The sequence below is a fragment of the Isosphaeraceae bacterium EP7 genome, from assembly GCA_038400315.1.
Taxonomy (GTDB): Bacteria; Planctomycetota; Planctomycetia; order Isosphaerales; family Isosphaeraceae; genus EP7.
Genome location: CP151667.1, coordinates 32851 through 58616 on the forward strand (window position 1 = coordinate 32851; position 25766 = coordinate 58616).

The following is a 25766-nucleotide window of genomic DNA, read 5'->3' on the forward strand; positions in this document are numbered from 1 at the left end:
GCCGTCGCGGGCCCCACTTGCGGTTCGTTAAACTCGGGTGTGATTCGGCCCGGGGTGGACCCTTGCCGCGAAGGTCGCGGCGATAGCCGATTTCTTTACCATAGGCGCCTCGGGGCCGGTGTACAACCGCAACCCGGAGAATCGGAGGGCCCGAGGCCCGATCTTCGCGCGGTCGACACGCCCGGCACGCCGGAAACGCACGAACGCCCCCGGCATCGGGCCGGGGGCGTTCGTCGAGTCTCGAGGGTCGGTGGGCGACCGTCGGATCAATAATTCTTGCCGTGCAACGGCGGTCCGATCCCGGTGAGGGGCAGGTAGTAGGTGTCGGTCGGGATCTTGTCGTTGGGCCGGTAGTAGCCCAGGTCATACTGGGCCTCCCACGGCGGATCCATCAGCATGTTGTAGGGCAAGAAGGCGATCTGGGCGGCGAAGAGCCCGGCCGAGAAGAACGGCTGGATGATCTGGTTGCGCTGCTTGGACTGGGTGACGTCGTCCAGGGGATAGCTGAGATGCCGCCCGGTCGGCCCGAAGAACTGCTCGGCGCTGTGGCCGTAGCGTTCCAGCGAGGCGTCCTGGAAGTAGAGCGGCATGGAGCAGACGGCGGCGGCCGACCAGTACTTGCGCCTGGGGCCCCACTGGCGTGCGGCCATCGGCACGAAGTCTTCGGGCACGGGGATGGCGCGGATGGGCCGGGGCTCGGCGGGGCTGGGGGCCCTGGAGAGTTCCAGGCGAGGGGAAGTGACGTTGGCGGAGCCGTACGAGCCAGGCGCGGGCGCCGCCGGTTCGGCCTGCTTCATCGCGTCGTCCTGGCGTCGTGCGATCTCCTCGACGGCCCGCAGCGAGCCCGGGCTGAGCGACGACTGGAAGGGCGTGACGTCGCGGCGGGGGAGCAGGTGCCGCAGGTGGGCCGGCACGTCGCTCCGGTCGTCAGGGACCCCGGCGGAGGCGGCCGGCGCGGGGGGAGTGTCGGTGAGCGCCGGGACCGAGGTGGACTGGGGCGGGGCGTCGGGAAGCTGGGTGGCCTCGGCGGCCGGCACGGGGACGGGATCGGCCTCGGATGCGGCCAGGCCGCCGACGGTGGGCCGGCCCCCTTCGGACGGATCCTGGGCGACCATGGCGGCCCTGGGCGCGGCCGATTCGGGGGAGGCCATCGCGGGGCGGCCGGCCGGTGCGGGCGCCGCGTCGGCGGGCAACGGGGGCAGGCCCAGCTCTTCGGCCGGCGCCGCGGGGGGGAGGTCGGCGATGGACGCGGGGACGCCGATCGGCCGGACGTCGGGCGTCATTTCGGGCCTGACGGCGACCTCCGCGTCGGGAAGCTGGGGCAGGCTGGGCTCGGCCGAAACCGTCGGGGCGATCGCCTCCGCCGCGGGCGGGAACGCCGGGGCGTCAGGAGCGGGCATCGCCGCCGCGGGCTCGGCCTCAGGGGCGGGGAAGTTCATGGCCGGCTCGGCCGAAGGCGAGGGCATCGCCGCCGCGGGCGTCGGCATCGTCGAGGTCGGCTCGGGCGAGGGCATGGCCGCCACGGGCTCGGCGGCGGGTGCGGGCTGAGGGACGGCCGGCTCCGGACTGGACGGCTCGGGGAGTGCCAGCGGGGCGGGCTCGGCCTGGGCCGGGGCGGGTGCGGCCGTGGGCAAGGCCAGCGGGGCGGGCTCGGGCGGGGCCGGAGCCAGGGCCTGGGACGGCGTCGGGGCAGGCAGTTCCAGGGGCGCCGGCTCTGCGGCCGGGACCGGAGCGGCGGCCTCGGGGGCCGGCACGTAGGGGGCATCGGCGGGCAGTGGCGCGGGGGCCGGTGCCGGCTCGGGCGTGGAAACCGCGGGGAGCCGGGAAGGAGCCGGGGCAGGCGCGGCAGCCGCCGGCGCTTCGATGGCCTGGGTGCCCGAGGTGAGCTGGAAGCCCGAAGGAGACGCGGCGCCCTGGTTCTGGCCCTGTCCGGCCGTGGCGGAGGCAATGGAGCCGGCGCGGGTCGTCCGGGACTTGGCGTAACGACCCTTCTTGGTGTTGGCCGGCTGGCGGAGGCCGCGCTGGGCACGCTCCAGGGCCTGCTTGAGCTGCTGCCGCTCGGCGACGCTCAGCTCAGCCTGGCGGGTTTCGGCCTCGCGGAGGAAGCTGAGGGCGCGGTCAAACTGCTCATAGCTGATGTAGTCCTGCCCGTTGCGCAGGAGATGCCGCGCCCCGCGGGCGGAAGCCATGGGGTCGAAGACCGCCGGGCTGGCCGACGAGTCCTCGCGGGCGGGGGGTTGTCCGACGTCTTGGCCCGCATTCTGGGCCCGGATCAGGCCCGGGCAGAGGGCGAAGACCAGGGTTGCCGCGGTCATTGCTGAAATGGGGCGACGCACGCCACGCCTCCTTGCTGGCTCAGGGCAGTCCGGGGAGTCGAGTCCCCCGGGCTGCGAAACTTGCACGCGACGCACCAACGGGCGGCGATCCGCACCGGTCAATTTCGATGGCCGATGCGGGGTCGCTCGGGGCGGCGTCCGTCCCGATCAGACATTTGCCGCGCGATCTTCCTGATCTTTCGGCAAAGCCCGGTCATCCGGTTGAGGAATTCCGGGAGGTTTTAGCGGATGCGCCGCCGGGATGGGTGACCCGGCGGGCTGGGGTAACGGGGTTGGCCTGGGGTCAGACCGAACCCCTCAGGGAATCGCCGTCGGAGGTGTAGCTGGAATAGTTGGGCGCCTCCTGAGTGATGACGATGTCGTGGGGGTGCCCCTCCTGGACGGAGGCACCGGTGACCTGGATGAACTTGGACTTGGTGCGCAGGTCGTCGATGGTCCGGGTGCCGCAGTAGCCCATGCCGGCCTTGATGCCGCCGACGAGCTGGAAGACGTAGTCGGCCAGGGGCCCCTTGTAGGGGACGCGACCCTCGACCCCCTCGGGGACGAGCTTCTGGGCCGACTGGCTGGTGGCCGACTTGGCATCGGGGGCGCGGCCGACGTCCTGGCGATATCGCTCGTGAGAGCCCTTGGCCATCGCGGCCAGCGAGCCCATGCCTCGGTAGGACTTGAAGCTGCGCCCCCGGAAGATGATCTGATCGCCGGGGCTCTCGGCCAGGCCGGCGAAGAGGCCGCCGATCATGACGCAGTGGGCGCCGGCGGCCAGTGCCTTGGCGATGTCGCCCGAGTAGCGGATCCCGCCGTCGGCGATGATCGGCACCCGGCCGGCGGCGGCCTTGGCGGCGTGGTAGATGGCCGTGATCTGCGGGACGCCGACGCCGGAGACGACCCGCGTGGTGCAGATCGAGCCGGGGCCGATGCCCACCTTCACGGCGTCGGCGCCCGCGTCGATCAGGGCGCGGGTCCCCTCGGCGGTGGCCACGTTGCCGGCGACCACCTGGATGTCGTGCGACTGCTTGATCTTGCGCACCGTCTCGATGACGTTGATCGAGTGGCCGTGGGCCGAGTCGACGACGATCACGTCGACGTCGGCTTCCAGCAGCGAGGCGATCCGCTCGTAGTCGTGCACGCCCACCGCGGCGCCCACCCTCAGCCGGCCCCGGATATCCTTGCAGGCGTTGGGGTAGCGGTGGAGCTTGTCGATGTCCTTGATCGTGATGAGCCCCTTCAGGCGGAACTCATCGTCGACCAGGAGGAGCTTCTCGACCTTGTTGCGGGTGAGGATCCGGTCGGCGTCTTCCAGGCTGGTGTTGGCCGGCGCGGTGACCAGGTTCTCCTTGGTCATGACCTCTTCGATGCTGAGGTCATTGTCCTCCAGGAACCGCAGGTCCCTGCGCGTGAGGATGCCGCGGAGGCGGTTGTCGCCGACGGTGATGGGGACGCCCGAGATGTTATGGCCGCGCATGATCTCGCGGGCCTGGCCGACGGTGGCCGTCGGGGGGAGCGTGATCGGGTCGACGATGATGCCGTTCTCGGAGCGCTTGACCTTGTCGACCTCGCGGGTCTGCTCCTCGACGGACATGTTCTTGTGGATGACGCCGAGGCCCCCCTCCTGCGCCAGCGCGATGGCGAGCTCGGCCTCGGTGACCGTGTCCATCGGGGCGGAGAGGATGGGGATATTCAGCGGGATCTTGGCGGTCAGATGGGTCTTCGTCTCGACCTGGCGGGGGAGGAGCTCTGAGTATGCGGGCTCGAGCAGGACATCGTCGAACGTGATTCCTTGGTACGCAATGCGGTCCTGCACGGGAAAAGCCTCCGTCACCGACGGCCGTTGAACATCCATGTTCGCGTCGTCGGCTGGATCCTAGGTGCCTTTCCGTATCCATTAAAGCCGCGGGCGGGGGGGCTGGCAAGGTCAACAGCGTCGAGGGTTTGGCCTTCATGCGGACGGAGACGGGCGGCTATAGTGGCCGGCGACCCCGGGCGTGGTCGACGCGGATCGACCGAGGCTGGTTGAAGGAGACAGGCCGGCATGAGCGCAATGGCGGCGACGCAGGCGACCAACAAGGCACTCCCCCCGGTGCTCGGCCGGCTGCTCAGCGGCACGTTCTGGCTGGCCCTTCGGACCCCGCTCCAGGCGGTCTTCTCGTTCTGGAGCATCACCCTGATGCTCGGGGCGATCAGCCCCACCGAGTATGGCGCCTATGGGTTCGCCTGGGGCTTCGGCTTCCTCCAGTTCCTGCTGGAGTTCGGCATGGGCTCGGCGCTTCAGCGCCAGGTCTCCGACGCCTACACCCGGGGCGACCGCCAGGCGGTCGACCGCTCGCTGTCGTGCGGCCTGATGTTCTACGCGGTGGTCTCGGCCGTGCAGTCGATCGTGCTGCTGGGCATCGCCTACATCGCCCTGCCCTACTCCCGGTTCACGGGCCCGTCCTATGATTTGATCGTCAAGCTGCTCTGGCTCCAGGCGCTTACCTCACCGTGCTACGGCCTGGGGGCGGTGGCCACCAGCGTACTTCAGGCGGCCCGTCGGTATGACTTCGTCCCCCGATTCGAACTGGCCTCGGTCGTCGTCCGGTTCGTCATCCTGGCCGTGGGCCTGACCTCCGGGTTCGATTTCTTCCTGGTCGTCGTGACGCAGACGCTGGCGCAGATGGCGCTCTCTCTGGTCCCGGCCTGCTGGGTGGTGGTGCGTGAGTTGGGCTACGTCCCCCGCTTCCGCGGCGCCCGGATGGCCGACTTCGCCGCGCTCACGCAGATCAGCTTCTACCTGTTCCTGATCCAGCTCAGCGTGGTGCTGGCCGACAAGGTCGACACGACGATTCTGGGGTTCGCCACCGTCGACCCGGGCTGGGCCAACGCGGTCTACAAGAACGTCAGCATGCCGTTCCTCCAGATCCGCCAGACCGGCTGGATGCTGGCCTACCTGGTCATGCCCGCGGTGGCCAGCCTGGTGGCGGCCCGCGACCTGGCCGCGATCGAGCGGGTGAAGTACGACGGCACCCGGCTGCTGATCGCCATGCTGCTGCCGGTGGGCCTGCTGGCCTGGGTCTTCGCCGAGCCCTTCCTGACCCTCTGGATCGGCCCCCGCTTCGGCGCCGAAGCCCACCTGATGCGGCTCTTCCTGGTGGCCACGATCCCCCTCTGCCTGTCGGTGCTGGTGCAGATGGCCATCGGCATGGGCCAGATCAAGGTCATCGCCCTGTCGGCCCTGGTCGGCTCGCTGGTGAACTTGCCGCTGAGCTACGTTCTGACCGTGCGGCTGGGCGTTGCCGGGGTCATCTGGGGGACCGTGCTGACGACCCTGTTCTCGAACCTGCTCGTCCCGGGCCTCTATATCTGCCGGACCCTGGACGTACGCTTCGGCGTGCTCGCGCGGCGGACGCTGGCCCCGCCGATGGTCGGGGCGCTCTGCCTGCTGGCGGCCGTTTTGGTCTCACGGATCTTCATCGACCCGATGCCCCTGGGCGGCGACCGGCTGCACCGGGCCATCCCCCTGCTCATCAACCTGACCATCGGCTCGACGGCCTACCTGGTCGGCTACCTGGCGATGCCCGTGGGCCGTGGCGACTTCTTCGAGCTCACCCGCAAGCTCGGCCTCCGCCGGGCCGCCCCCGCCGCCTGATCCCCGAGGATCGCCCCGGGGCTTTCCGCGGTGACTTCACGGCGGTCGGCCCGCGGCCTAGAATCGAGGTTGAAGCCGGGGATTGGAGCCGGGGACCTTCCCCCCGCGCGGCCTTTCTCGGGCGGCGATTCGGGGAGGCGGAGCTGTGGTCGAGTTGAATCGGACCCATCCCACGAGGCGGTTCCGGCTCGATGCCTCGGCGACCGGGCCGAGCGCCCTGCCTCGCGGCGGGCGGGGGACCTCGGGGCGGACCGTCGTCATCGCCATCGCGGCGGCCGTCGTCCTGCTCTGGGGGGCCCTCACCCTGGCGATGGGCCGGTGGAAGGCCGACTATCTGGCCAAGGCCGAGTACGGCCGGTCGCAGGTGGCGACCGTGGTCGACAGGTTCGCGCGCCTGGCCCCCCCCGATGTTCCGGCCGAGCCCTGGGCCCGCGCGGTGGCCGACACGCACCAGATGCTCGTCGCCCTGACGGCCTCGGGGCTCCTCGATCGGCCCGCGATGGACGGCCTGCGTGCCGAGCTCGAGGCCCGGGTCGACCGGTCGAAGCCCGAGACGGCCCTGGCCGAATTGTCGGGCCTCTGGGACGAGATCGAGGCGAAGGCCGGGCCGGTCGTCGCGCCCTCCGGGCCGATCCCCGGCTCATCCAGGCACGCCGGCCGAGTCCAACGCCCCGCGAGGCCCGCACTCCTCGGCCCGACCGCCGACCCCGACCGACGACCCGGGGCGAGTCATCCCGATCCTCTTTGAAAAGTCCTTCGCAGGCTCCCGACCGACTCGAAGACGATGACCTTCCTCATCCCGGACGGCCCGAGTGAATCATGCGTGCGGCTCGCTTCCTTGCACCGATCCTCGCGGCATCCTGGGCCTCCTCGGTCGCGAATGCCCAGCCGGTTCCGAACCCCGCCAGGCCCGCCCCAGACTTCCGGGTCGTCTTCTGGTTCGACGCCCGCGGGGCGCTACGACATCAGGCGTATGACCTGCGCAAAGGCGAGTACACCAAGGCGGTGGACGACTGGGTCTCGGCCGTTCGCTACGACGCGCACGGCTACGCGGTCCCCGGCCCCATGGCGACCCTACGCAATGTACGCCTGAGCGAAGAACCAGGCGCGAACGAGCCGGAGAAGCTGGCGGCCGCCATCGTCCGCGAGGGACGGGCGATCACGCGCGGCCTCGACGTGTCCAGGCTCAGGCCCAGCACGCCCCTGATGCCCCGGACACCCGAGAGACGGGTCGTTGCCAGGCCTGCGCTGCCCCCGCTCATCTCCACCGAACGGTACGCCGACCCCGGCCGCCTCGCACCCCTGCCCGCCCCGTTCCCCTTCCCGGTCCCCTATCCGCGCCCGCACCCTTAGTGGGCCCACCGATCAGCCGCTTTCAGGCTCCGACCGAGACCTCTCGCGGCCGCCGGCGGCCCCTGTCTTAAAGATCCCATCTTGAATGATTGACAGAGTTCGTTGCCCTGTTTAGACTTTCCAACGCTGAGATTGAATCTCAGTTTCATGGTCGTTGCCGACCCCGCGTCCCAAGGGGTCATGACGCCTGGACCCGAGGGGCCTTGCTCGTTCAAAGGCCCAGGAATCGGCCGATTGCGGCCCGATTCTCCCACCCCATGAGCCTAGCCGCTGCAGCGACGAGGTGTGGACCGACCGCGGCCGGAATGGCCTGCGTGGTCATACCCCCCGAATTTCAGAGGCGGCGCCGGCCTTCCCAGGAGTTTGCGTCAATGAGCCAGGGTACGACGACGACCGAGTTGGCCATCGAGGATGAGGCGCCCGAGCCCAAAATCTCGACCACGACCAGCTCCATCCTGGAACGCGCACGCAAGGCGACGGCCCAGCAGGCGCCCGTCAAGGCGACGAAGACGAGCCCGTTGCTGCGGGAGGTCACCATGCTGCTGCGCCGGGGCCACCTGTACGCGGGGTTGTTGATGCTGCCCTGGGTCTTCCTTTACGGCGTGACGGGCCTGCTGTTCAACCATCCGAGCTGGTTCTCCGACCAGTCGTTCACCCCCTTCGGCGAGTCGGAAATTCGCGGGACCGCCCTGGCGGCCATCCCGTCGGCGTCCGACCTGGCCGGCCAGGTGGTCGCGGCGATTAACGCGAAGACGCCGGGCGGCTACCGCCTGGTCCAGTCGGAGAACGCCCGGTTCGACCGCGGCGGACTGACGGCGAACGTCGAGGCGGTCGACGGCAAGCCCTACACCGTCTCCGTCGAGGCCGGCGGCCAGGGGGGAACCCTCCGCCCCGGCACAGCCCAGTTGCTGAATGGCCCGGGAGGCGGAGGCGCGCCGGTGGCAGGTCAGGAAAAGGCCCAGGGCAAGGGCCGGCGTGGCGGCGCCGAGGGCGAAGGCCGCGGCGGCCGGCAAGGTGAAGGGGCCCCCGCAGGCGAGGGCCGCGAAGGGGGCATGCGCAAGGCCGAGGGCAAAGGCGAAGGCCGTCGGGGCAACGCCCGGGGCGAAGCGGGCCCTGCAGGCGAAGCGGGCGGGCGCGGCGAAGGAGAACGCGGCGGCGAAGGACGAGGCGGGCCGAGAGTTGCGGCCGCACCGTTCGCGGCCAGCGGCGGGGTTGTGCTGGAGAAGTCGCCCCTGGATCAGATGAAGCAGGGATTGCCGGCCTTGCTGGCGAAGCTCGGCTACGACAAGGCGAAGATCTCGGAGGTCAGGGCCGCCCCGCTCTCGTTCCTGATGGAAGGCGAGGGGAAGCGCTGGCAGGTGACCTACAACATGCTGGCCGGATCGGTCTCGGGCCGGCCCGTGGATGAGACCACGGCGGGCGCCGAGCTATCCAACCGCCGGTTCTTGCTCCGCCTGCACATGACCCACGGCTACCCCTCGACGTTCAACGCACGCTGGGTCTGGGCGGTGCTGGTCGACGCCATGTCATCGCTGATGATCTTCTGGGGCGTGACGGGCATCATCATGTGGTGGCAGATCAAGCGGACCAGGCGGCTCGGCTCGGTGGCCCTCGTCGTCAGCCTGATCGCGGCCCTCTGGGTCGGCATGGAGATGCACGGCTTCATGCTGGCCAGCGGCGGCCGTTGACGCCGGTCGGTTCGAGACGGACACGGAAGGGGTGATGGACATGAATTGTCCTCCCCCTTCCGATTTTGTGTCCGGCGCGACGGAAAGAACACGACGCGTTCATCTCGCAACCCACTGCCGGAACTTGATTCAAGGCGAATCCGGGCGTCCTCCGCACGCCGGTATCCGATTCGCACTCCGGTCCCCGATGCTGTGGACCGGTCGACGCGGGAAGCCTGGGAACGACCTCGCAACTCGCTCCCAGGCCCCGCGTCCCTTGAATTCCGAGGTTCGACGCCGGCTCGTCCGACGCTCCTGTTAGGGTAAGGACGATGACCCACGTCGCCGGCACGAGCCCGGAGCTTCCACCCCGAGAGGCATCCCGATGCGAGACCTTGATCGTCGGACTTTCCTGAGATTGGGCGTGCGGGGGGCCGCGCTCGCGGGCCTGGTCGGGGCCTGGCCGGCCCACGCCTGGGCGATCGAGGGGGCGCCCGACTGGGACGCCATCGTCGGCAAGGCGGTGGGCTTCTTGAAGGCCCGCCAGGGGGATGACGGCAGCTGGTCGGGCGACCGCAACGAGCCGGGAATCACGGCCCTGGTCGTGGCAGGGTTGCTGCGGTCGGGGAAGGTCACGCCCGCCGAGCCGACGATCACGAAGGCACTGGCCAAGCTGGAGCAACTCGTCAGCCCCAAGGGGGGCCTGGCCGACTCGCCGCACGCGACCTACACCACGTCGGTGGCCCTGATGGCCTTCCACGAGGCCAACAAGGACGGCCGGCTCGACGGGGTCATCAAGGGGTGCCAGGATTTCCTCAAGGGGACGCAGTACGACGAGACCGAGGGGAAGGGCCCGAACGACCTCTCTTACGGCGGCCTGGGATACGGCGGCGGCAACAGCAGGCCCGACCTGTCGAATACGTCGTTCTTCGTCGACGCCCTCCGCGAATCGGGCCTGCCTGCCGATGACCCCGCGCTCCAGAAGGCGCTCGTCTTCGTCTCGAGGTGCCAGAACCTCAAGAGCGAGTTCAACGACCAGCCCCACGCCGCCGAGATCAACGACGGCGGCTTCTTCTACACGTCGGGCCCCGCACCGGCCGGCGGCGGCCCAGGCGGCAAGGCGGCGGCCAAGAAGGCCGACACGTCGACGCGATCCAACGCCGGGATGACCTACGCGGGCCTCAAGAGCATGATCTACGCGGGCCTGACGCAGGACGATGTCCGCGTGAAGGCGGCGCTCGGCTACATTGCCAAGAATTACTCGCTGGACGAGAACCCCGGACAGGGCCAGCGCGGGCTGTATTACTACTACATGACCTTCGGCAAGGCGATGGCCGCGCTCGGCAAGCCGACGTTCGTCGACGAAGGCGGCAAGGCCCACGACTGGAGGGCCGAGCTGATCGCCGCCCTGGCCAGTCGCCAGGACAAGAACGGCGGCTGGGCCAACCCCGTCGATCGGTTCCTGGAAGGCGACCCCAACATCGTCACCTCCTACGCCCTCATCGCCCTGGCCGCGGCCAGGGCGCCCGTGAAGTAGCGAACGAACCCGTGCCCCGGACGTTGCGGCCCGCCCCGTCAGCCGGCGGCGGGCCGGAAGACGGCCAGGTGCACCGACCTGCGGTCGAACTCGCGGAACCCGGCCCGCTCGTAGAGCCTCAGGGCCGGCGTGTTGCGCGAGTCGACCGCAAGCTCGACCCGGATGACGTACGGCGCGGCCAGTTCCAGGGCCCTCGCCAGGGCGGTCAGGCCGAGGCCACGGCCACGGGCCGCAGGCGTCAGTCCCAGATAGGCCACTTCCCAGGCGCTGCGATCGGGCTGGTCGGCGAGCAGCACGACGGCCGAGGCCGACGGCTCGCCGGGGATCGTTCCAAGCTGCCAGCGGCCCGGGTCGAACCGGCCCCCGGCGCTGTGGCTGGCCAGCACGTCGTCCAGCGACCGAATCCCCTCCAGCTCGGGCATGTCCAGGCTGCCGCGGTAGCTTGCCGTCAGGGCGGCGCGGAAGGCGTCTCGGGTGTCGTCGGAAAAGGGCCGCCACTCCATCGAAGGGGCATCGCCGCGGTCGATGGGCTTGCCATCCGTCCCCCGGGTCATCGAGATCAGGTCGGCCACCCTGGGCATCCCGGCGCGGGCCAGGTCGGCCGCCGCATGCTTGGGCGACGACTCGTCGAGCAGGGCCTGCGCCAGCCCGGCCCCATCCCCGCTGGCCTGCTCAAGGGCCGCGCGCACCAGGCCCTCGGCCATCGAGGCCCGGCCCCAGAAGCCCTCGACCTCGGGGGGCCAGAACGCGACGGCGCGACCGGCCAGGGAGTGCGTGAGCAGGGCCCCGACGATCTTCCCGCGGCGACGGGCGACCCAGAGGCCAGACAGGTCGACCCGCCCCTGGCTGGCCTCATCCAGGGCGTCGGCGATCAGGCCGGGGCGAAGGGCCTCGTGAACGCGGCGATACAGGACGGCCAGGGCCGCCGGCCGATCGCCCTCGGGGCAGGGCCCGATCCCATTCGATCCCGACGGCAGTGGCGGCATGGCGGGCGACGATTGCGTCATGGGCACCCACTCGACCCCGTTGCCGCGACGCAACTTCCGAATGGCGCCGATCGCGCGGATTCTTCCAACGCGACGCCCCGAAGGGCCCGTATCATACTTCACGCCCGGAGGACACGCGATGGATCCTGCGGACGAACCCGCGACAGTCGGACAGACCGCCCAGACTCCGCTCGTCCCCTCGACGGCGGCCCAGCTACCCTCGCAGGCAGGCCAGGCGATCGAGGCGGGCGATGCGCGCCTCGTCGAGCTTGCTCGCCTGGGAGACGATCAGGCCTTCGCACTGCTGGTGGCCCGGTATGAGCGCAAGCTCATTCGCGTGCTGACCCGCATGGTGAGGGACGAGGAGCTGGCCCGCGACCTGGCTCAGGAAACCTTCTGGAAGGTCTACAACCGGCTCGACCGGTTCGACACCGCCAGGCGCTTCGGCCCCTGGCTCTTCCGGGTCGGCCTGAACCTGGCGCTGGACCACCTCCGGAGACGCGAGCCGCCGCCGACCCGTTCCATCGGTGCCGATGCCGACGGCCGGCGTGCCTTCGACCTGCCCGACCCCGACCCCAGGCTGCGGGCCGAGCTAGCGCAAGAAGTCCACTTCGTTCTGGAGAAAGTCGCGGTCGCCTATCGGACGATCCTGGTACTCAGAGACCTCGAGGGATTCTCCTCGGCCGAGGTGGCGGCCATCATCGGCCGCCGCGAGGCCACGGTGCGCTGGCGGCTGGCCAAGGCCCGCGAGCAATTCCGCGAGCACTGGGAACGCAGGTGGGCCGAGACGACCACGACGGGAGGCCGATCATGAGTGAAATGTCGTGTCGATGGACCCGGGCCCGCCTGCCGCTCTTCGCCGGCGGCGACCTCGGCGGCCTCGACCGCCGGAGGGTCGAGCGGCACCTGATCTCATGCGACGGCTGCCGCGTGCACCGGGACGGCCTGGGCAGCGCCCTGAACGTCCTGCACTTCGCCGCCGCGTTCGACCCGACCACGTCGGGCACCCCCTCGCTCTGGCCCGAGATCGCCGACGAGATCCGCCAATCACGCCACCCCGCCGCCGGCCACCTCGGCTGGGCCTCGATCTTCTGGGCCCCGCGCACCCTGGGCCTCGGCTTCGGCCTGGCCGCCACCATCGCGGCCCTGGCCATCCTCGCCCTACCCCGCCAGGATGAGCCCCGCCCCGCCCAGGTCGCCGCCCAGGCCGAGACCGACCAGATGGGCGACGACCACCAGCCGGACGCGAACCGCCCCGAAGGCGAACTCGCCGCCCTCGACCCCAAAGACCAGCCCGCACCCGCTCCCACCCCAGTCGCCAAGCCCGAGCCCGAGACCTCTCGCGGCACCGGCAACAACGCCAACAACCGCGAGCCGGCGACCCTCAGCAATTGATTGCTGAGCGGTCGTCCGCCGCGGCCCATCGACCCGTGACGCACTCGTGAGCCAGACATGGAACCCGAACACCGCTCGATCGCCCTCGTCTCAACGAGCGGCGCGATCGTCCCGGGAGAGTTTCTGCTTTGGGACGAGGCTCCCGAGAATGCTGAGCAAGTGCGAGTGCGACTTCATTTTCGAAATGAGGAGATCGCACGGGAAGCCGATGAGTACTTCTCCGCGCTCCTTTTGATCCGCTCGGACCTGGAGGCCTTGGGCCTCATCCCCAGGTGCTATGGGGCCAGCAGGAATGTTTTTCCTTCTGGAATGAGCCGAGGGATGGGGGTCGGTGATAGGGCCTACAAACTTACCCTGGGCCGTCAGGCACGGACGATCGATCTCGTCAATCTTTTCGACGAAGGGCCGGATGTTGATCCGGTTTCCATCGAAGCGCAAGAATTGTATTTCCGAGAATGGCTCAGAAGTCTCAGCTGATATCATTCAAGAACGTCAACTCTCACATCAATGCGCCTTCCCGACAATCCACCGACCGCACGACCTGGCAGATCCGCATGCTAAGCAAGAGAGCGGATGGGGTGAATGAGCTGATTTCCGCCGCAAGCAGGACACTCGGCAGGAAAGAACGGGGCGGTATGGCCTCGACCCTCGGAATGAGACTCATCGATTCGAGTCGACGAGCCTCCCCGATCCGGGCCAGATTCACCAGGATTGAGAGCTGACCGCTCGCGTCACGGATGCCGCGAGCGGGTCGGACGATCAGAGTTGATCGGCGGAGATCACCTCGCCGCCGTTGCGCGTGGCAACCGCCCGCCAGGTCTCGAGGCTGATCGAATCCTTCGCAAAGATGACCCGGCCGTCGCAGAAGAGGACGTTCACGCCGCCCGAGTGGAAGCTCCTCGCGGCCGTGCGACCGCCGATCGCTCCAGAGACACAATCATGGCTTTTGCTATTGGGCGTCAGGAAGTGATTGAATGTGGTATAGGGGAAACTTCCCCTCGCCCACTCCTGCGCGCGGGCTCCGCTCCAGGTGGCACTCGTCGGGGTACAGTAGGAGTCGGTCACAGGGAGCCCCGATCCCTGCATAAATTGCCGGAGCCGATCGGAGGGCCTGGCGCCGACGCTCATCGTCCCCGTCCCCTTGATCGTCTCGCTGTAAGCGACCGTGTTGCTCAGGCCGTCGGTGACCTCGGCGAGCCGGGTGGACGACTGATCGTAGAGGACTCCGTCGACAATCTCGCTGCCGTCTTTGGGGCGAAAGCTGCCGCCATTGCGAAGTCCCGTGCCGGTGTTTGCCACATAATTGTTCGGGCCGAAGTTCGCCGCGATCCGAGCCTGGCTGCCGTCCGACGGGCAGAGGAATGTCGCGATGATCGTTGAGACGCCCGTCGAATTCGAGGAGTCGAGGGGCGTGATGCTCAAGTTAAAGGTGTTAAAGACGGTCGATCCTTCGAGGAACGGCAGTTGGGCCGCCAGCGACGACCAGATCAGCGGCGTGGCCGCGCGGCCGGCGGGCAGGACCCCGTGGGTGTCGACGTACTGATGCAACGACAGCCCGACTTGCTTCAGGTTATTGGTGCACTGGATGCGCCTCGCGGCTTCGCGTGCGCTCTGCACCGCCGGCAGCAGCAGGGCGATCAAGACGGCGATGATCGAGATGACCACCAGCAACTCGATGAGGGTGAAGCCCTCATGAGCCGAACGGCGTGCGGTGGAATTCGTCGGTTGCATGTGAGCGGTAAGGCCTTCTACCCCTCGAACGCGGCGAATCGTCCGACCATCGACTCTTCGCACGACGGACGAGGTTGGGGAGATGAGCGAGGGCAGGCGCGGGACGCCCGATTGGAAAGGTCCATGAGTGAGGGATCATGAATTTAGCTGAAATTGGGATTCAATGTCAATTCATTCATCGAGTCACCGCTCCCACTTCGGGAATTCGCCTCGTGGCTTATCAATGTCTCACGGACGGGAAGGATGGCCATTCGGGGATCGACAAGACGTGATCGGCCAGCCCGGCCACCATGCCGGCTTCGCTTCTGCCAGCGATCCTGAACGTCTTTGATCCGTGGCGTCCTCACCGGCCAGCAGTCGTTGCGCACGTCCATTGTCGGGTACGTCACCGACTCGCCTTGCCGGCAATCCTTGCAGACCGGCAGGTCTCGCGGGCGTTGCTCTGCGTTACGATGTCAGTCCGTCCCGTCCTGACGCTCCACGAATGACGTGTTGATCGCCCGGCTCACCTTCGACAGCCCCAACGCAGCGATCACCCCGGCCATCGTGCCGAAGACCATCCGCGTGGCGATCGAGACGACCCGTCTCTTCCCCCGCGTCTTCTCCACCGCCCCACAGGTCGGCCCCCGTGGCGCGACCTCGCGTTGGGCTTTGGGACGGACCTGCCGGGCCGGGCCGGGCCGGGCCGGCGTGATCGTCTCGCCATAGGCTTGGAGGAACGCCTCCTCGTAGGCCAGGTAGCCGTCGGTGGTGATCAGGTCCATTAACCGACCGTCGGTCCGACGCTTGAAGCTCTCGACTACCGCGTCGACGCTCTCGGCGATCCGCTCGCCTGGGAGATGCCAACGATCAGCCGGCTTGCACCTTCCCGACAATCCCCCGACCGCACGACTTGGCAGATCCGCATGCGATGCAAGAGATTTGCCAGAATCGAGGTGTCTGACGCGGTCGGGGACTGAGGTTCCGGCCTCATCAGGCCCGGTTCGCGGCCCGCGACCGCTTGATCGAGGCGCCGAGCAGGCCGATGACGCCGAATGCGGACAGGACGAGGGTGCTGGGCTCGGGGACGGACGTGACACCACCCGGGATGGTCGTCCCCGACGGCGGCGTCGAGGCCGCGAGCACGCTCCAGTTGTCCGACTCGAAGCCGGAGCCCTGGGACTGGTTGGTGAAGCGAATCTGGTCGAAGCTGCTCCCCTGTGTGCCGTAGAGATTTAGGTAGGCGAATTTCTCCCCGCCGTCCAGGTTGTTGTTCGGGTTGCCCAGGTAGGCGCTGCTAAGAGAGCCGAGGGCCGTCGTCGGGTTGAATTGCGCGACCACGCTCCCACCCGAGAGGAACTCGATCTTGTTCTGCGGGTCGGCGGCCGACCACCAGAACCCGAAATAGGATTGCGAACTGTTCAGCGTCAGGGTCGCGGTCGTGGAGCCGCTCTGCGCGCCGATGGCGAAATACTTGCCGTTGCCCCCAGCTCCGCCGTAGGCATTCGCCCCGACGATCGCGAGCCCGGGCGAGTTGATCGTCCCGATCGACGTGACCAGGCTCGAATAGGTGCCGCTCGACTGTGAATTGAAGTTAACGGTCGTGACGCCGCTCACCTGTGAGGCCTGCACACCGGCGGCCTCGGCCGTCAGGACGAAGTCAGCGTCGGCGGCACGCGGCGAGGAAAAGGCGCAGAACAAGGCGAGTCCGGCGGCGTAGCGTGTCAGCGTGGGCTGGATGGGCATCTTCTGTGTCCTGAGCGATGAACGTTGGGGCAATTGCCTGCCCTGGCACGCCATCCAACTCAAGGCCACAACACGCAGTCATGCGGGTAATGCGGGAAATATTCGACGAGAGCGACCGTCTCCAGGAGCCTTCTTAAGGAAAACGCACAATCACGAGCAATATTAAGCTTCAAGATGAGCCATAACCATGATTCAAGGCCTAAGTTGCGGAGGCCGCCGCACCGGACAACCCGGTTCGCTGGCGACCTCCGCAACCCAATTCAGGCTAAACCCAATGCTCTCAAGTGAAGAAGAGCTGTTCAGTGAATCGGCCTCGTGGGCAATAAGGGCATTGGCCCTCGGGGGAAAGAAAGGGGATGGGACCAAACCGTTTCGCGGTCGACGTTCCTTGCCAAGCCCCGCTCAAGGAGTGAGCTTCGTCAGGATTTTCCCGTCACCCGTCGGAGTATGACGATCGCCCGATCGAGGGGCTCATCGGGGTCGAGTTCGGGAGAAACTGGTTCGTCGTTGTCGACCTGCGTCGACCGGAGTTGCTCCAACAATGGCAGTGCTTCGGCGGCGGGAGGACCGAAGGAGGCGAGTAACTGGATGACATCCTTGGGCCACTCGCGGTCGGTTTCGGGCCGAGTCAGCCATTCTTCCAGGAGTTGAACGAGTCTGGGAACTGCCAGGGCGGCTAGCGGGCCGAAGGGCATGAGCGCGGCGCAAACCCTCCCATGCTCGCCTTCGTAACCCCAGTCGGGGTCGTATTCCTGGAAGGTGTCGAGGGCATCAACCAGCGCAGGCACAGCCCGGTCGGCGAACCGCTTGAAATGGTGGAGTGAGTCGATCGCGGCCCCTCGCTCCGCCATCACCTCGTCGTAGCTCTGGTCGGGGAAACCCCTGGCGCTCCGCAACCGGGAAGTACGCGGCTCGGAGACTTCCAGAACGCGGCGGAGGGCCATCTCGCTGTCGCGGCCGACCGAGGCCAGTGCCGGGATTGCGGCACACACGAGTCCCGGCGTTTGAGTCGCCTCGAGCAACAGGTCAAGCGCAATCTCAAGCCGACCGGCCAGCGACGGCCCGGAGTGGAATAGAGCCGCGGCCGCGCCCGAGCGAACGGCGAAAGGTCCCGACCGTAGACGCCCCAGCAGCCCGTCAATCACGTCCGCGTTGTCGCGGCCGATTGAGCCGAGAGCCCGTGCCCCCTCCTCGAAAAAGTGGGTGAGATTCTCCGCGTCGAGTTCCTCGAAGAAAACCGCGGCGAAGTTGACTCCCGGGGGGCCGATCCGTGCCAGGGCGCGGGCTGCATCACGACGCATGTCCTTGTCGCCGAGCATCGCGTACAACCCCGACCGGTCGGCCAGGAGGGACACGTCGAGCGAGTCGAACACGATCGCCGCCATCACCCCCGGCGTGGCCATCGCCTCCGCTCCGGCGTAAACGTCACCTCGATTCAAGTTGCGGTCCATGCTCGCACAGACCCACCTCATGTAGCGGCGGGCGGCTTCGGTGCGCTCGATGTCTCCGTCGGCGGCCTGGAGCCGCTGGAGGAGGCGATCCTGATAGGCGTTCGGAGCGTTGTCTTCCTCGCAAGCCTTGTCGACGCGCCGTTGCCAGTCATCCCTCAGCGCCGTTCGATAAAGGATCAGCTTGGAGACGAAATCGTGGGCGGCGAACCCCGGCGACTCCACGGCGGACCGGACCGCGTCCTTGAAGCGTTCCGGTTGTTGATGGAGTGTTTCGAACGAGCCCCATTCAACCTCGGCCAGGTCGGTATGGACGCTCGGAACTCCGTACATCATCGCCTGGAGGGCATCGCCCGCCGCGCGACGTGTCGGCGCCTCCTCGGCAACCAGATCCTGGAGCCAGACCTTCAACGGACGCCCCTCGCGCTCGAGGGAGAGGTCGGGTCGCTGTTTGGCCATTGCGTCAACCTCCCGGCCCGTCGTCCGAACGATGAGACTTCTGCCGAAGTCACAGACTAAGACTGGACGATCGAGGTTCACGGCCTCGTTCGTCACGCTCGTCGACATCGGGCTGCCGCTCAAGCTCCCTTGGTTCGCAGTAACGTTCGCCCGTCGGCCCGAATCGTGCTGTCCGGGCCGACGTGACGGTACAGACTCTGGCGAGTGATCCCCAACCCTGCATCAACTCGTTCGAGCTTGGCCGAAGTCGGGGTCGAACTCCTTAACTTAGGAGCATTGCGGCTAGACCGTCACCACGATCTTGCCGACCTGCTGGTTCGACTCCATGTAGCGGTGGGCCTCGACAATCTCGTCGAGCGGGAACGTCTTGGCGATGATCGGCTTGAAGCTGCCGTCGGCCAGCCCTTCGTTGACGAAGGCCTTGCCCCGCTCCAGACGTTGCGGATCGCCCGTGATTTCCATCAGCACATAACCACGGATCGTGAGCCAGTTGCTCAGCACGCCGAATAAGGGGAGCGGGGTGGGCTCGGTGCTGAGTGCCCCGTAGAGGAAGAGCGTGCCCAGTTTGGCCGTGGCCTGGACGAGCTTCTCGAAGGTCGGACCGCCGACCGGGTCGAAGATGACCCTGGCGCCCTTGCCTCCGGTGATCCCGCGGATTTCCTTGACCAGGTCCTGCTCGTCGGAGGCGATGACGTGGGCCGCCCCGGCGTCGAGCAGGGCTTGCCGCTTCGATTGGCCGCGAGTCAGGGCGATGGGGGTGGCACCGACCTTGTTGGCGATCTGGATCGCAGCGAGGCCCACGCTGCTGGAGGCCGCCGGGATCACGACGGCATCGCCCTTGGTCAGCCCGGCGATGTCGATGAGCGCCCCGTAGGCGGTCAGGTACTGCATCCAGACGGACGCCGCTTCGGACCAGGACAGCGACGCGGGATGATGGACCACCGCGTGGACAGGCGCGTTCGCCAACTCGGCGTAGAGCCCGTAGGTGTTCAGGGAAAAGCTGGGGATGGTGCTGACGGCGTCGCCGACCGCAAATCCCTGGACGCCGGGCCCGACTGCGGCGACGGTCCCCGCCGCCTCGTAGCCCAGTCGCGCGGGGAGCTTGGGATCTTCCAGGTACTGGCCTCTGCGGAACATCGCCTCGGCGCGGTTCAGGCCCAGCGCCTTGACGTTGATCTGGACCTCGCCCTTGCCGGGGGGCCGAACCTCGAGATCCTCGATCTTGAGGACTTCGGGGCCGCCGGTCTGATGAAATCGTACGACGCGTGCCATGAAGGGTTCCTCTCGCCTGGGACTCGAAGGTTGACGCCTTGCGGCGATTCTAGCGAGGCGGGCAATGCGTCGGCGCCGGGCCGGTCATGGGCGAGGGAGCAATCCCAGCCGGCGGCGACCCGGACCAGGCCGCCGCCGGGGGAACCGGGCTCGATCAATCCCAGCCGATCTTGCGCCCCTTGTTCTTCTCCGCCAGCCAGGCGGCCAGGGGCTCGAAGTAGGCGACCAGGGGCTTGGCGCTCAGCCCTTGGCCGGTGGACTCGCGGAGGACGGCGTTCCAGTCGCGGGTGGCGCCCAGGGCCAGGATGTCGCGGAGGAACTTGCCCACCCGCTTGTCGCCGTAGTAGTTGCACTTGCGCGGGTCCTGCTTGAGGATCTCGCGGGCGATGTGGTCGTGGAGCTGGAACTTGATGACGGTGCCCATCGCGTAGTCATAATATTGCGCGGGGTCGTCGTTGATATGGGTCTTGGTCGACGCGTCGCAGGTGGTCTCGGGCCGGGGCCCGGGGGGGATGATCCCCTGCTTGTTGCGGACCAGGGCCCACCATGCGGCGTTCAGGCCGTCGTCGCCGATGGTCCCCTCGTAGAAGTCGCGTTCGAAGCGGGTCATCACGCCGGCGGCGAAGGGCATGAAGACGACCGAGGCGCCGTCGAGGGCCGTGTCCATCAGCCAGCTCGCCGGGTCGGCCTTCGCGGCCTCCGGCGGCAGCAGGTTGACCTGCTTCAGGTAGGGCTCCTGGCCGGCGGCGAGGCCGATCAGGTCGCCGATCCCCTCGTGGAAGGCCCGGTTGGCGCCGCCGCGCAGCAGGAGCGGGACCTGCGGAGTGCTGTAGCTGATGTAGTAGTAAATGTGCCCGAGCTCATGATGCGCCGTGGTGAACCAGCGGCTGTCGGGCTCGATGCTCATCAGGCTCCGCACGTCGTCCTGGAGGTTGACGTGCCAGGCCGACGCGTGGCTGTTCTTCTTCCGGCCGGTCTTGGGGTCGGCCGGGTACAGGTCGCTCTTCGCGTAGAACGAGGCGGGGAGCTTGGGGAAGCCCAGGGACACATAGAATTGCTCGGCCTGCTCGGTGATGAACTCCTTCGGCTTATCGCGGAACGGGCCGTCCAGGTCGACGCCCTCGACCAGGCCCGGCCAGTTCTGGCCCCAGCGATTGGTGAGCCAGTGCGCAGGGATCGGGCCGTCGGGGGCGTCCACGCCGTATCGGGCCGCCAGGGTGTGCTTGCCCCAGGTGTGGACCTGCTGATAGAGCGGCTTGGTGTCGGCGACGAACCCGTCGCAGAGCGCGATCATCTCGGGGACGGTCAGGCCGTAGTCGGCCACCTGGAGCGCGAAGAAGGAGTCGAACCCGAGGGCCCTGGCCACGCCGTTGCGCAGCTCGCGGAGCCGCAGGAGGCCATCGCGCAAGGGGGCGCCAATCTCTTTGGACGCTTCCCAGTAGGCCCGGCGCTCGTCCAGGTCGCGGGAATTGATCAGGACGCGGTCGATGTCATTGGCGGTGGGATGCTCGTCGGGCTTGCCGGGACGCTTCAGCGTGTACGCATATCCGTCCTGCGTGGCCGACTGCCTGGCCTCGGCCTCGGTGCGGGCCTTCACCACGTCGGCCACCGTCGCGGGCGACTCGGCGGCGCGCAGGCGGACCTTCTCCAGCTGCCTGACCGTCCGGTCGTCGAGCTCGGCCTTGCGGCCGAGCAGCCGGGTCACGGCGTTGATGACCTCGCGGGAGCCGACGTATTCATTGACGGCCTGGGCGCGGGCCACCTGCTCGGCGGTGTGCGCCTCGGAGACGTCGGTCGCGGCATTCCAGGCGGCCTCGGAACTGGCGGTGTCCAGCGGCAGCCAGTTGCGCTCATAGTCGGCCAGGAAGGCGCGTGCCTCGGCCTCGGCCGGCGTGGCGGCGGCCCCCTCGGCCGCGGGCCCGAGCCCCAGCACCAGAGGTCCGGCCGAGGCCGCGGCCAGTGCTTGCTTCAAGAACGCGCGTCGGTCGCCGTCGGTCGGCATCATCGGCGGGGTCTCCCGGGCCAGAAATTCCGTCTGCGGCCAGTTGTGACGTCAGCTTGAAGGGGTAACGCCCCGCGGTCAAGGGCCGCGCGCTTGCCGGGCGCCGCCGGCGATCTGTAAGATAGGCGGACCGGGATGCGGCGGCGAAGAGCGTTCCCGCGGCCGGGCTTGCGTCAACACTGGGGAGACTTGCGATGGCTGACCGACGCGGCACAACGGCCTGGACTTGCGGCGTGGTCGTCGCCGTCGCGCTGACCACCGCCGGGCTCGGCATCGGCATCGGCCCGGGCGCCGACCCCGCTCTGGCCCAGGACCCGGCCCCGGCCCAGGATCCCGCCCCGGCCGACAAAGCACCGGACAAGGGCAAGGCCAAGGCACCCAGGGGTCGCGCCGGTTCCAGGGCGCGGCGGCGGACGGTCCCCGCGCCGGTCGCCCCGCCCAAGGCGGACGCCCCCGGCCAGCGGGCGGCCAACCCCTTCAACAAGGCCGACGACGCGGACGACGCCGGGTCGATGCACTACGCCCTGAAGCTCAACGGCGCCGACAACAAGCCGCTGGCCGCCAACTATTACCCCTCCAAGAAGGGGACCTCCGCGCCGGTCGTCCTGCTCATCCACGAGCGCGGCCGGTCGGCCAAGGACTTCAACGAACCCATCGCCGACCTCAAGCGGAAGGGGCTGGCCCAGGCGCTCCAGGCCGAGGAGTACGCCGTGCTGACGCTCGACCTGCGCGGGCACGGGGCCAACCCTCGCCGCGACGTCAACGCCCGCGAGTGGCGGGCCATGGTCGAGGACCTCCAGTCGGCCTACCTGTTCCTGCTCGACCGCCACAACCACGGCGAGCTGAACCTGTCGCGACTGGGTGTAGTCGCCGTCGGCGAGGGGGCCAACCTCGCGGCCACCTGGGCGGCCTCCGCCGGGGGTGCCGTCTCCAACGAGGGCAGGACCTCCGACCTGGGCGCCCTGGTGCTGCTCTCTCCCATGGGAGACGACGCCAGCCAGGGACTCCGCTTCGGCCCGCCCATCGCCTCGATCGCCCCCCGCCTGCCGCTGCTGGTGCAGGCCGGCGAGCGCGACGCGGGGACGATGACCGCCCTGACCGCAAGCCGCCCCGTGATCGAGCGTTCGCGCGTCAACAAGGTCGAGATCTACCCCACCTCGCTGCACGGCCACCGCATGCTCTGGCTGGAGCCCAAGGCCGCCGCCGCCGTCGTCAAGTTCCTGGACGACACGATCAAGTTCAAGACCGAGGACTGGGAGCCGAGGTACAACCTGGACCCCGTCGCCTACGACGACGTCTTCGCCGTCACCAAGTCCGACACCCCGGCCCCCGCGACCAAGAAGGCCGCCGACCCGGCGAAGAAAGCCGCCGAGCCCGCGACCAAGAAGGCCCCGTAGCCCGGGACTCCCTGATCCAGGGGCGAGACAGACCGCGCATCTCCGTCCTGTTCGTCATCATGAAGAGGAAAGCCGACACGGGCGGACTGCCGATCTTCAATGGAAGGTCGTTCAACGAACGGGCGGCGCGTCCGAGACGGATCTCAGGGCCACACGCCATGCAGCAATATCTGGACCTCCTGCGGCACGTCATGGAGCAAGGCGAGGAGACCGGCTCGCGGGCCGTGCTCCAGAGCACGGGCACCAAGCCCAGGACTCGAAGCGTCTTCGGCTACCAGAACCGGTACAACCTGGCCGACGGCTTCCCGCTGGTCACCACCAAGGCAATGCCTTTCCGCCAGGTGGCCGTCGAGGTGCTCTGGTTCCTCAGCGGCTCCACGAATCTCGCGTACTTGCGCGAGAACAACGTGAAGATCTGGGACCAGTGGGCCGACGCCAACGGCGACCTCGGGCCGATCTACGGCAAGCAATGGCGCGACTGGGAGGGCGACGACGGCCGGCATGTCGACCAGGTCGCCGAGCTCCTGAAGGGGATCGAGCAGGTCAAGGCCGACCCCACCGCGTCGGCCGCCAGGCGCCTGATCCTGACCGCTTGGAACCCCGCCGCCTTGCCCAAGATCAAGGGGCCGTCGGGCTGCCACACCCTCTGCCAGTTCAACCTGAAGCGGGGGCGGCTGTCGTGCCACCTCTACCAGCGCTCGGCCGACCTCTTCCTGGGCGTCCCCTGGAACATCGCCAGCTACGCCCTGCTGACCCACTTGCTCGCCAGGATCAGCGGCCTGGAGGCGCACGAGTTCATCCACTCGTTCGGCGACGCCCACATCTATGAGAACCACTTCGATCAGGTCGAGCGCCAGCTATCCAGGGAGCCCCATCCGCTGCCCAGGCTCGTGATCGACGACTCGGTGACGAGCCTGTCGAACCTGAATCCCGACCAGTTCCGGGTCGAGGGCTACACGTCGCACCCGAGGCTCTCGGGCGAGGTGGCCATATGATCGTCTCGGCCATCGCCGCGATGGACCGCGCCGGCCTGATCGGCGACGGCGTGGCCATCCCCTGGCACCTGCCCCGCGACCTCCGGCGGTTCCGCTCGCTCACCATTGGCAAGCCGATCCTTATGGGACGCCGCACGTTCGAGTCCCTGGGCAGGCCCCTGCCCGGCCGCCTGAATCTCGTCCTCACGCGTCAGGTCGCGTTGCAGGCCGAAGGCTGCCGGGTCGCCGGTTCGATCGAGGAGGCCCTGTCGATCGCCAAGGACTCGGGCGCCGTCGAGGCGATGGTCATCGGCGGCGGTGCGGTCTATGCCGAGACCGTCGACCTCTGGGATCGGCTGCTGCTGACGGTCGTCGACGGCTCGTTCCGCGGGGACGTCCACTTCCCGGTCGAGGCCACCTCCGCCCTGTCCTGGCGGGCCGTCGACCGGGAAGAGTGCGAGGCCGACGACCGCAACCCCCACCCTCACCGATTCGTCGCGCTGGAGCGGCTGCGCGGCGAGCCGGCGGGCGGCGGGTTCGACCTCCGGTCGTGGCTGGAAGGCGGGCACTCGCCGGACGGGCTCGTCAATCCGCCCGCGTCGGCGCGACGAACTTGAACATCTCGGTGGGCTTGAACCGGGACGAGACGTCGCCGCCCAGGTCCTCGACGCCGGCGACCTGGAGCTTGGTCACGGGCGCGCTCTCGTCGAAATCGAATGCTTTCATGTTGACCCAGAAGACGCCTGGATTCGTGACGCTGTCGTAGTAGAGCACGCCGCCGGTCAGGTTGGTGACGGCCCTCCACTGGGTGGCCGAGACGTTGGGCCGGGCGGGGTCGGTGACGCCGAACGGGGCCGAGACGTTGCGCATCACGCTCAACAGCGCGGCGATCGACTCGCGCTCGTCGGCGGCAGCGGGCAGGTGCTTCACGTAGTAGGCGGCCCGGACGAAGCGGTCGGCCGGCTCGTCGGTGCCGGGCAGCGGCTTGTCTCCGCCGAACCCCTTATACTGCCGGAGGTTAGCCTCCTGCTTGTCGAAGGCGGGCTCATTGGTCATCACCAGGGCGTTGCGGTCGTGATAGACCCGGATCTGGCCGTCGATGCACTCGAAGATGGCCGAGTCGCCCGAGCTGTCGTCCAGGGCGATGTGGACCGCGCCGGCCTGCTTGCTGGACGGCTCGGTGACCATCAGGAGCTGGAACGGCTTCGACTCGGTCGCGGCCACCGCCTCGGCCACGCTGCCGAACTGGTCCAGGTAATACTGGAGCCACATGCTGATGGCCAGGCCGGGCGTCGCCTCGTCGCGCGGGCCGACCTTCGTCTCGGCCAGGTAAAGCATGTGCGCCGCCAGGCCCTTCTCATTCAGGCCGTCCGCCGAGACGCTGTCGTACCCGGTGATCACCAGGCTGCCATACTTGCTCCGCCAGCGCAGCGGATTGACGGCCGCCAGGCCGTCGCGGGCCATCCCCCTGGGCAGCACCCAGAGGTTGCTCTTCATGTCCTCCATCCAGTCCATGTTGCGCCCGACGTAGACCCCCCGCCCGCCGCCGCTCCACAAGACCCGCGAGCAAGGCAGGGCGACGCCGGCCGAGGCCAGGATCGACACGGCGGCCAGCATCGCGACGCAGGTACGTCTCTTCATCTTGCTCATGGAAGAACCCTCGAATCCTGGGGCCGTGCGGGGAAGACGGGCCATCCCCCCTGCCCGGCCCGTCCACTCTCGTCGACGCCTGGCATCCCCGGACGCAAGCCCGAGTAAGCCCCCCTGGAGCTTAGGACCTCGTTCCGAGATCGTTCGCCGCTTTCCCCTCCGAACGCTCGCGTCCGAGGGATCCCTATCGCCGAAGGCACCTCTCCGATATG

Annotated in this window: 21 protein-coding genes; 11 read left to right on the forward strand and 10 right to left on the reverse strand. The window is 68.4% G+C overall.

The features are described 5' to 3' along the window. Positions 1-266: 266 nt before the first annotated feature. Positions 267-2336, reverse strand: coding sequence for a hypothetical protein (locus EP7_RS00160; RefSeq protein WP_463525514.1), 2070 nt, complete (start codon positions 2334-2336; stop codon positions 267-269). 283 nt (positions 2337-2619) lie between these two features. Next, on the reverse strand, positions 2620-4137 hold the full coding sequence (gene guaB / locus EP7_RS00165; protein ID WP_463525515.1) for an IMP dehydrogenase: 1518 nt from the start codon (positions 4135-4137) through the stop codon (positions 2620-2622). 228 nt (positions 4138-4365) lie between these two features. On the opposite strand from guaB, the gene EP7_RS00170 reads away from it, so the two are divergent. The 5 genes from EP7_RS00170 to EP7_RS00190 all read left to right on the forward strand — a co-directional run bounded on the left by EP7_RS00170 (position 4366) and on the right by EP7_RS00190 (position 10515). Further along, a complete protein-coding gene (locus tag EP7_RS00170; protein ID WP_463525517.1) occupies positions 4366-5958 on the forward strand; it encodes an oligosaccharide flippase family protein in 1593 nt (530 codons plus the stop codon). 145 nt (positions 5959-6103) lie between these two features. Further along, positions 6104-6706 carry a hypothetical protein gene (locus EP7_RS00175; RefSeq protein ID WP_463525518.1) on the forward strand — a complete coding sequence of 201 codons (603 nt, stop codon included), beginning with the start codon at positions 6104-6106 and terminating at the stop codon, positions 6704-6706. 71 nt (positions 6707-6777) lie between these two features. Beyond that, positions 6778-7311 carry a hypothetical protein gene (locus tag EP7_RS00180; RefSeq protein ID WP_463525519.1) on the forward strand — a complete coding sequence of 178 codons (534 nt, stop codon included), beginning with the start codon at positions 6778-6780 and terminating at the stop codon, positions 7309-7311. Between the two features lie 371 nt (positions 7312-7682). After that, a complete protein-coding gene (locus EP7_RS00185) occupies positions 7683-8999 on the forward strand; it encodes a PepSY domain-containing protein (protein ID WP_463525520.1) in 1317 nt (438 codons plus the stop codon). Positions 9000-9363: 364 nt separating this feature from the next. Beyond that, positions 9364-10515, forward strand: coding sequence for a prenyltransferase/squalene oxidase repeat-containing protein (locus tag EP7_RS00190; protein WP_463525521.1), 1152 nt, complete (start codon positions 9364-9366; stop codon positions 10513-10515). A gap of 38 nt (positions 10516-10553) precedes the next feature. On the opposite strand, the gene EP7_RS00195 is transcribed toward EP7_RS00190, so the two are convergent. Beyond that, a complete protein-coding gene (locus EP7_RS00195) occupies positions 10554-11522 on the reverse strand; it encodes a GNAT family N-acetyltransferase (RefSeq protein ID WP_463525522.1) in 969 nt (322 codons plus the stop codon). A gap of 118 nt (positions 11523-11640) precedes the next feature. Between EP7_RS00195 and EP7_RS00200 the strand changes: the two genes are divergently transcribed. From EP7_RS00200 to EP7_RS00210, 3 genes are read left to right on the forward strand one after another with little or no spacing between them, the layout of a single operon-like run. Beyond that, a complete protein-coding gene (locus tag EP7_RS00200; RefSeq protein WP_463525523.1) occupies positions 11641-12315 on the forward strand; it encodes an RNA polymerase sigma factor in 675 nt (224 codons plus the stop codon). Continuing rightward, entirely contained in the window at positions 12312-12896 is a 585-nt protein-coding gene (locus tag EP7_RS00205) for a zf-HC2 domain-containing protein (RefSeq protein WP_463525524.1), read from the forward strand. Before EP7_RS00200 ends, EP7_RS00205 begins: the two co-directional genes overlap by 4 nt. Positions 12897-12953: 57 nt before the next feature. Continuing rightward, on the forward strand, positions 12954-13373 hold the full coding sequence (locus EP7_RS00210) for a hypothetical protein (RefSeq protein ID WP_463525525.1): 420 nt from the start codon (positions 12954-12956) through the stop codon (positions 13371-13373). A gap of 282 nt (positions 13374-13655) precedes the next feature. Here EP7_RS00210 and EP7_RS00215 read toward each other — a convergent pair whose 3' ends face one another. From EP7_RS00215 to EP7_RS00240, 6 genes are all read right to left on the reverse strand, one after another. After that, positions 13656-14627, reverse strand: a complete 972-nt coding sequence (locus EP7_RS00215; protein WP_463525526.1) for a DUF1559 domain-containing protein — start codon at positions 14625-14627, stop codon at positions 13656-13658. 455 nt (positions 14628-15082) lie between these two features. Next, positions 15083-15391: a hypothetical protein gene (locus EP7_RS00220; RefSeq protein WP_463525527.1), complete on the reverse strand. Its 309-nt coding sequence runs from the start codon at positions 15389-15391 to the stop codon at positions 15083-15085. A gap of 208 nt (positions 15392-15599) precedes the next feature. Then, entirely contained in the window at positions 15600-16352 is a 753-nt protein-coding gene (locus EP7_RS00225) for an Npun_F0296 family exosortase-dependent surface protein (protein WP_463525528.1), read from the reverse strand. Positions 16353-16771: 419 nt separating this feature from the next. After that, positions 16772-18259 carry a hypothetical protein gene (locus tag EP7_RS00230; protein ID WP_463525529.1) on the reverse strand — a complete coding sequence of 496 codons (1488 nt, stop codon included), beginning with the start codon at positions 18257-18259 and terminating at the stop codon, positions 16772-16774. A gap of 282 nt (positions 18260-18541) precedes the next feature. Then, the gene (locus EP7_RS00235; RefSeq protein ID WP_463525530.1) at positions 18542-19531 is read right to left on the reverse strand and encodes a zinc-dependent alcohol dehydrogenase family protein; all 990 of its coding nucleotides are present in this window, start codon (positions 19529-19531) and stop codon (positions 18542-18544) included. A 154-nt stretch (positions 19532-19685) separates the two neighbouring features. Further along, entirely contained in the window at positions 19686-21536 is a 1851-nt protein-coding gene (locus EP7_RS00240; protein ID WP_463525531.1) for a M2 family metallopeptidase, read from the reverse strand. 191 nt (positions 21537-21727) lie between these two features. Between EP7_RS00240 and EP7_RS00245 the strand changes: the two genes are divergently transcribed. The 3 genes from EP7_RS00245 (at position 21728) to EP7_RS00255 (ending at position 24521) form a co-directional block, all read left to right on the forward strand. Next, positions 21728-22930 carry an alpha/beta hydrolase gene (locus tag EP7_RS00245; RefSeq protein WP_463525532.1) on the forward strand — a complete coding sequence of 401 codons (1203 nt, stop codon included), beginning with the start codon at positions 21728-21730 and terminating at the stop codon, positions 22928-22930. A gap of 158 nt (positions 22931-23088) precedes the next feature. Continuing rightward, positions 23089-23925, forward strand: coding sequence for a thymidylate synthase (locus EP7_RS00250; RefSeq protein ID WP_463525533.1), 837 nt, complete (start codon positions 23089-23091; stop codon positions 23923-23925). Next, entirely contained in the window at positions 23922-24521 is a 600-nt protein-coding gene (locus EP7_RS00255) for a dihydrofolate reductase (protein ID WP_463525534.1), read from the forward strand. Before EP7_RS00250 ends, EP7_RS00255 begins: the two co-directional genes overlap by 4 nt. On the opposite strand, the gene EP7_RS00260 is transcribed toward EP7_RS00255, so the two are convergent. Continuing rightward, positions 24490-25554: a linear amide C-N hydrolase gene (locus EP7_RS00260; protein ID WP_463525535.1), complete on the reverse strand. Its 1065-nt coding sequence runs from the start codon at positions 25552-25554 to the stop codon at positions 24490-24492. The genes EP7_RS00255 and EP7_RS00260 overlap by 32 nt on opposite strands. Positions 25555-25766 lie beyond the last annotated feature (212 nt).

Excerpts from the sequence above, each read along its gene's own strand:
- EP7_RS00255 (WP_463525534.1), top strand. The coding sequence starts at position 23,922 with ATGATCGTCTCGGCCATCGCCGCGATGGACCGCGCCGGCCTGATCGGC.
- EP7_RS00240 (WP_463525531.1), bottom strand. The coding sequence starts at position 21,536 with ATGATGCCGACCGACGGCGACCGACGCGCGTTCTTGAAGCAAGCACTG.
- EP7_RS00215 (WP_463525526.1), bottom strand. The coding sequence starts at position 14,627 with ATGCAACCGACGAATTCCACCGCACGCCGTTCGGCTCATGAGGGCTTC.
- EP7_RS00205 (WP_463525524.1), top strand. The coding sequence starts at position 12,312 with ATGAGTGAAATGTCGTGTCGATGGACCCGGGCCCGCCTGCCGCTCTTC.
- EP7_RS00260 (WP_463525535.1), bottom strand. The coding sequence starts at position 25,554 with ATGAGCAAGATGAAGAGACGTACCTGCGTCGCGATGCTGGCCGCCGTG.
- EP7_RS00195 (WP_463525522.1), bottom strand. The coding sequence starts at position 11,522 with ATGACGCAATCGTCGCCCGCCATGCCGCCACTGCCGTCGGGATCGAAT.
- EP7_RS00200 (WP_463525523.1), top strand. The coding sequence starts at position 11,641 with ATGGATCCTGCGGACGAACCCGCGACAGTCGGACAGACCGCCCAGACT.
- EP7_RS00190 (WP_463525521.1), top strand. The coding sequence starts at position 9,364 with ATGCGAGACCTTGATCGTCGGACTTTCCTGAGATTGGGCGTGCGGGGG.
- EP7_RS00225 (WP_463525528.1), bottom strand. The coding sequence starts at position 16,352 with ATGCCCATCCAGCCCACGCTGACACGCTACGCCGCCGGACTCGCCTTG.
- EP7_RS00235 (WP_463525530.1), bottom strand. The coding sequence starts at position 19,531 with ATGGCACGCGTCGTACGATTTCATCAGACCGGCGGCCCCGAAGTCCTC.
- EP7_RS00245 (WP_463525532.1), top strand. The coding sequence starts at position 21,728 with ATGGCTGACCGACGCGGCACAACGGCCTGGACTTGCGGCGTGGTCGTC.
- EP7_RS00185 (WP_463525520.1), top strand. The coding sequence starts at position 7,683 with ATGAGCCAGGGTACGACGACGACCGAGTTGGCCATCGAGGATGAGGCG.
- EP7_RS00220 (WP_463525527.1), bottom strand. The coding sequence starts at position 15,391 with ATGGACCTGATCACCACCGACGGCTACCTGGCCTACGAGGAGGCGTTC.
- EP7_RS00230 (WP_463525529.1), bottom strand. The coding sequence starts at position 18,259 with ATGGCCAAACAGCGACCCGACCTCTCCCTCGAGCGCGAGGGGCGTCCG.
- EP7_RS00210 (WP_463525525.1), top strand. The coding sequence starts at position 12,954 with ATGGAACCCGAACACCGCTCGATCGCCCTCGTCTCAACGAGCGGCGCG.
- EP7_RS00170 (WP_463525517.1), top strand. The coding sequence starts at position 4,366 with ATGAGCGCAATGGCGGCGACGCAGGCGACCAACAAGGCACTCCCCCCG.
- EP7_RS00180 (WP_463525519.1), top strand. The coding sequence starts at position 6,778 with ATGCGTGCGGCTCGCTTCCTTGCACCGATCCTCGCGGCATCCTGGGCC.
- EP7_RS00250 (WP_463525533.1), top strand. The coding sequence starts at position 23,089 with ATGCAGCAATATCTGGACCTCCTGCGGCACGTCATGGAGCAAGGCGAG.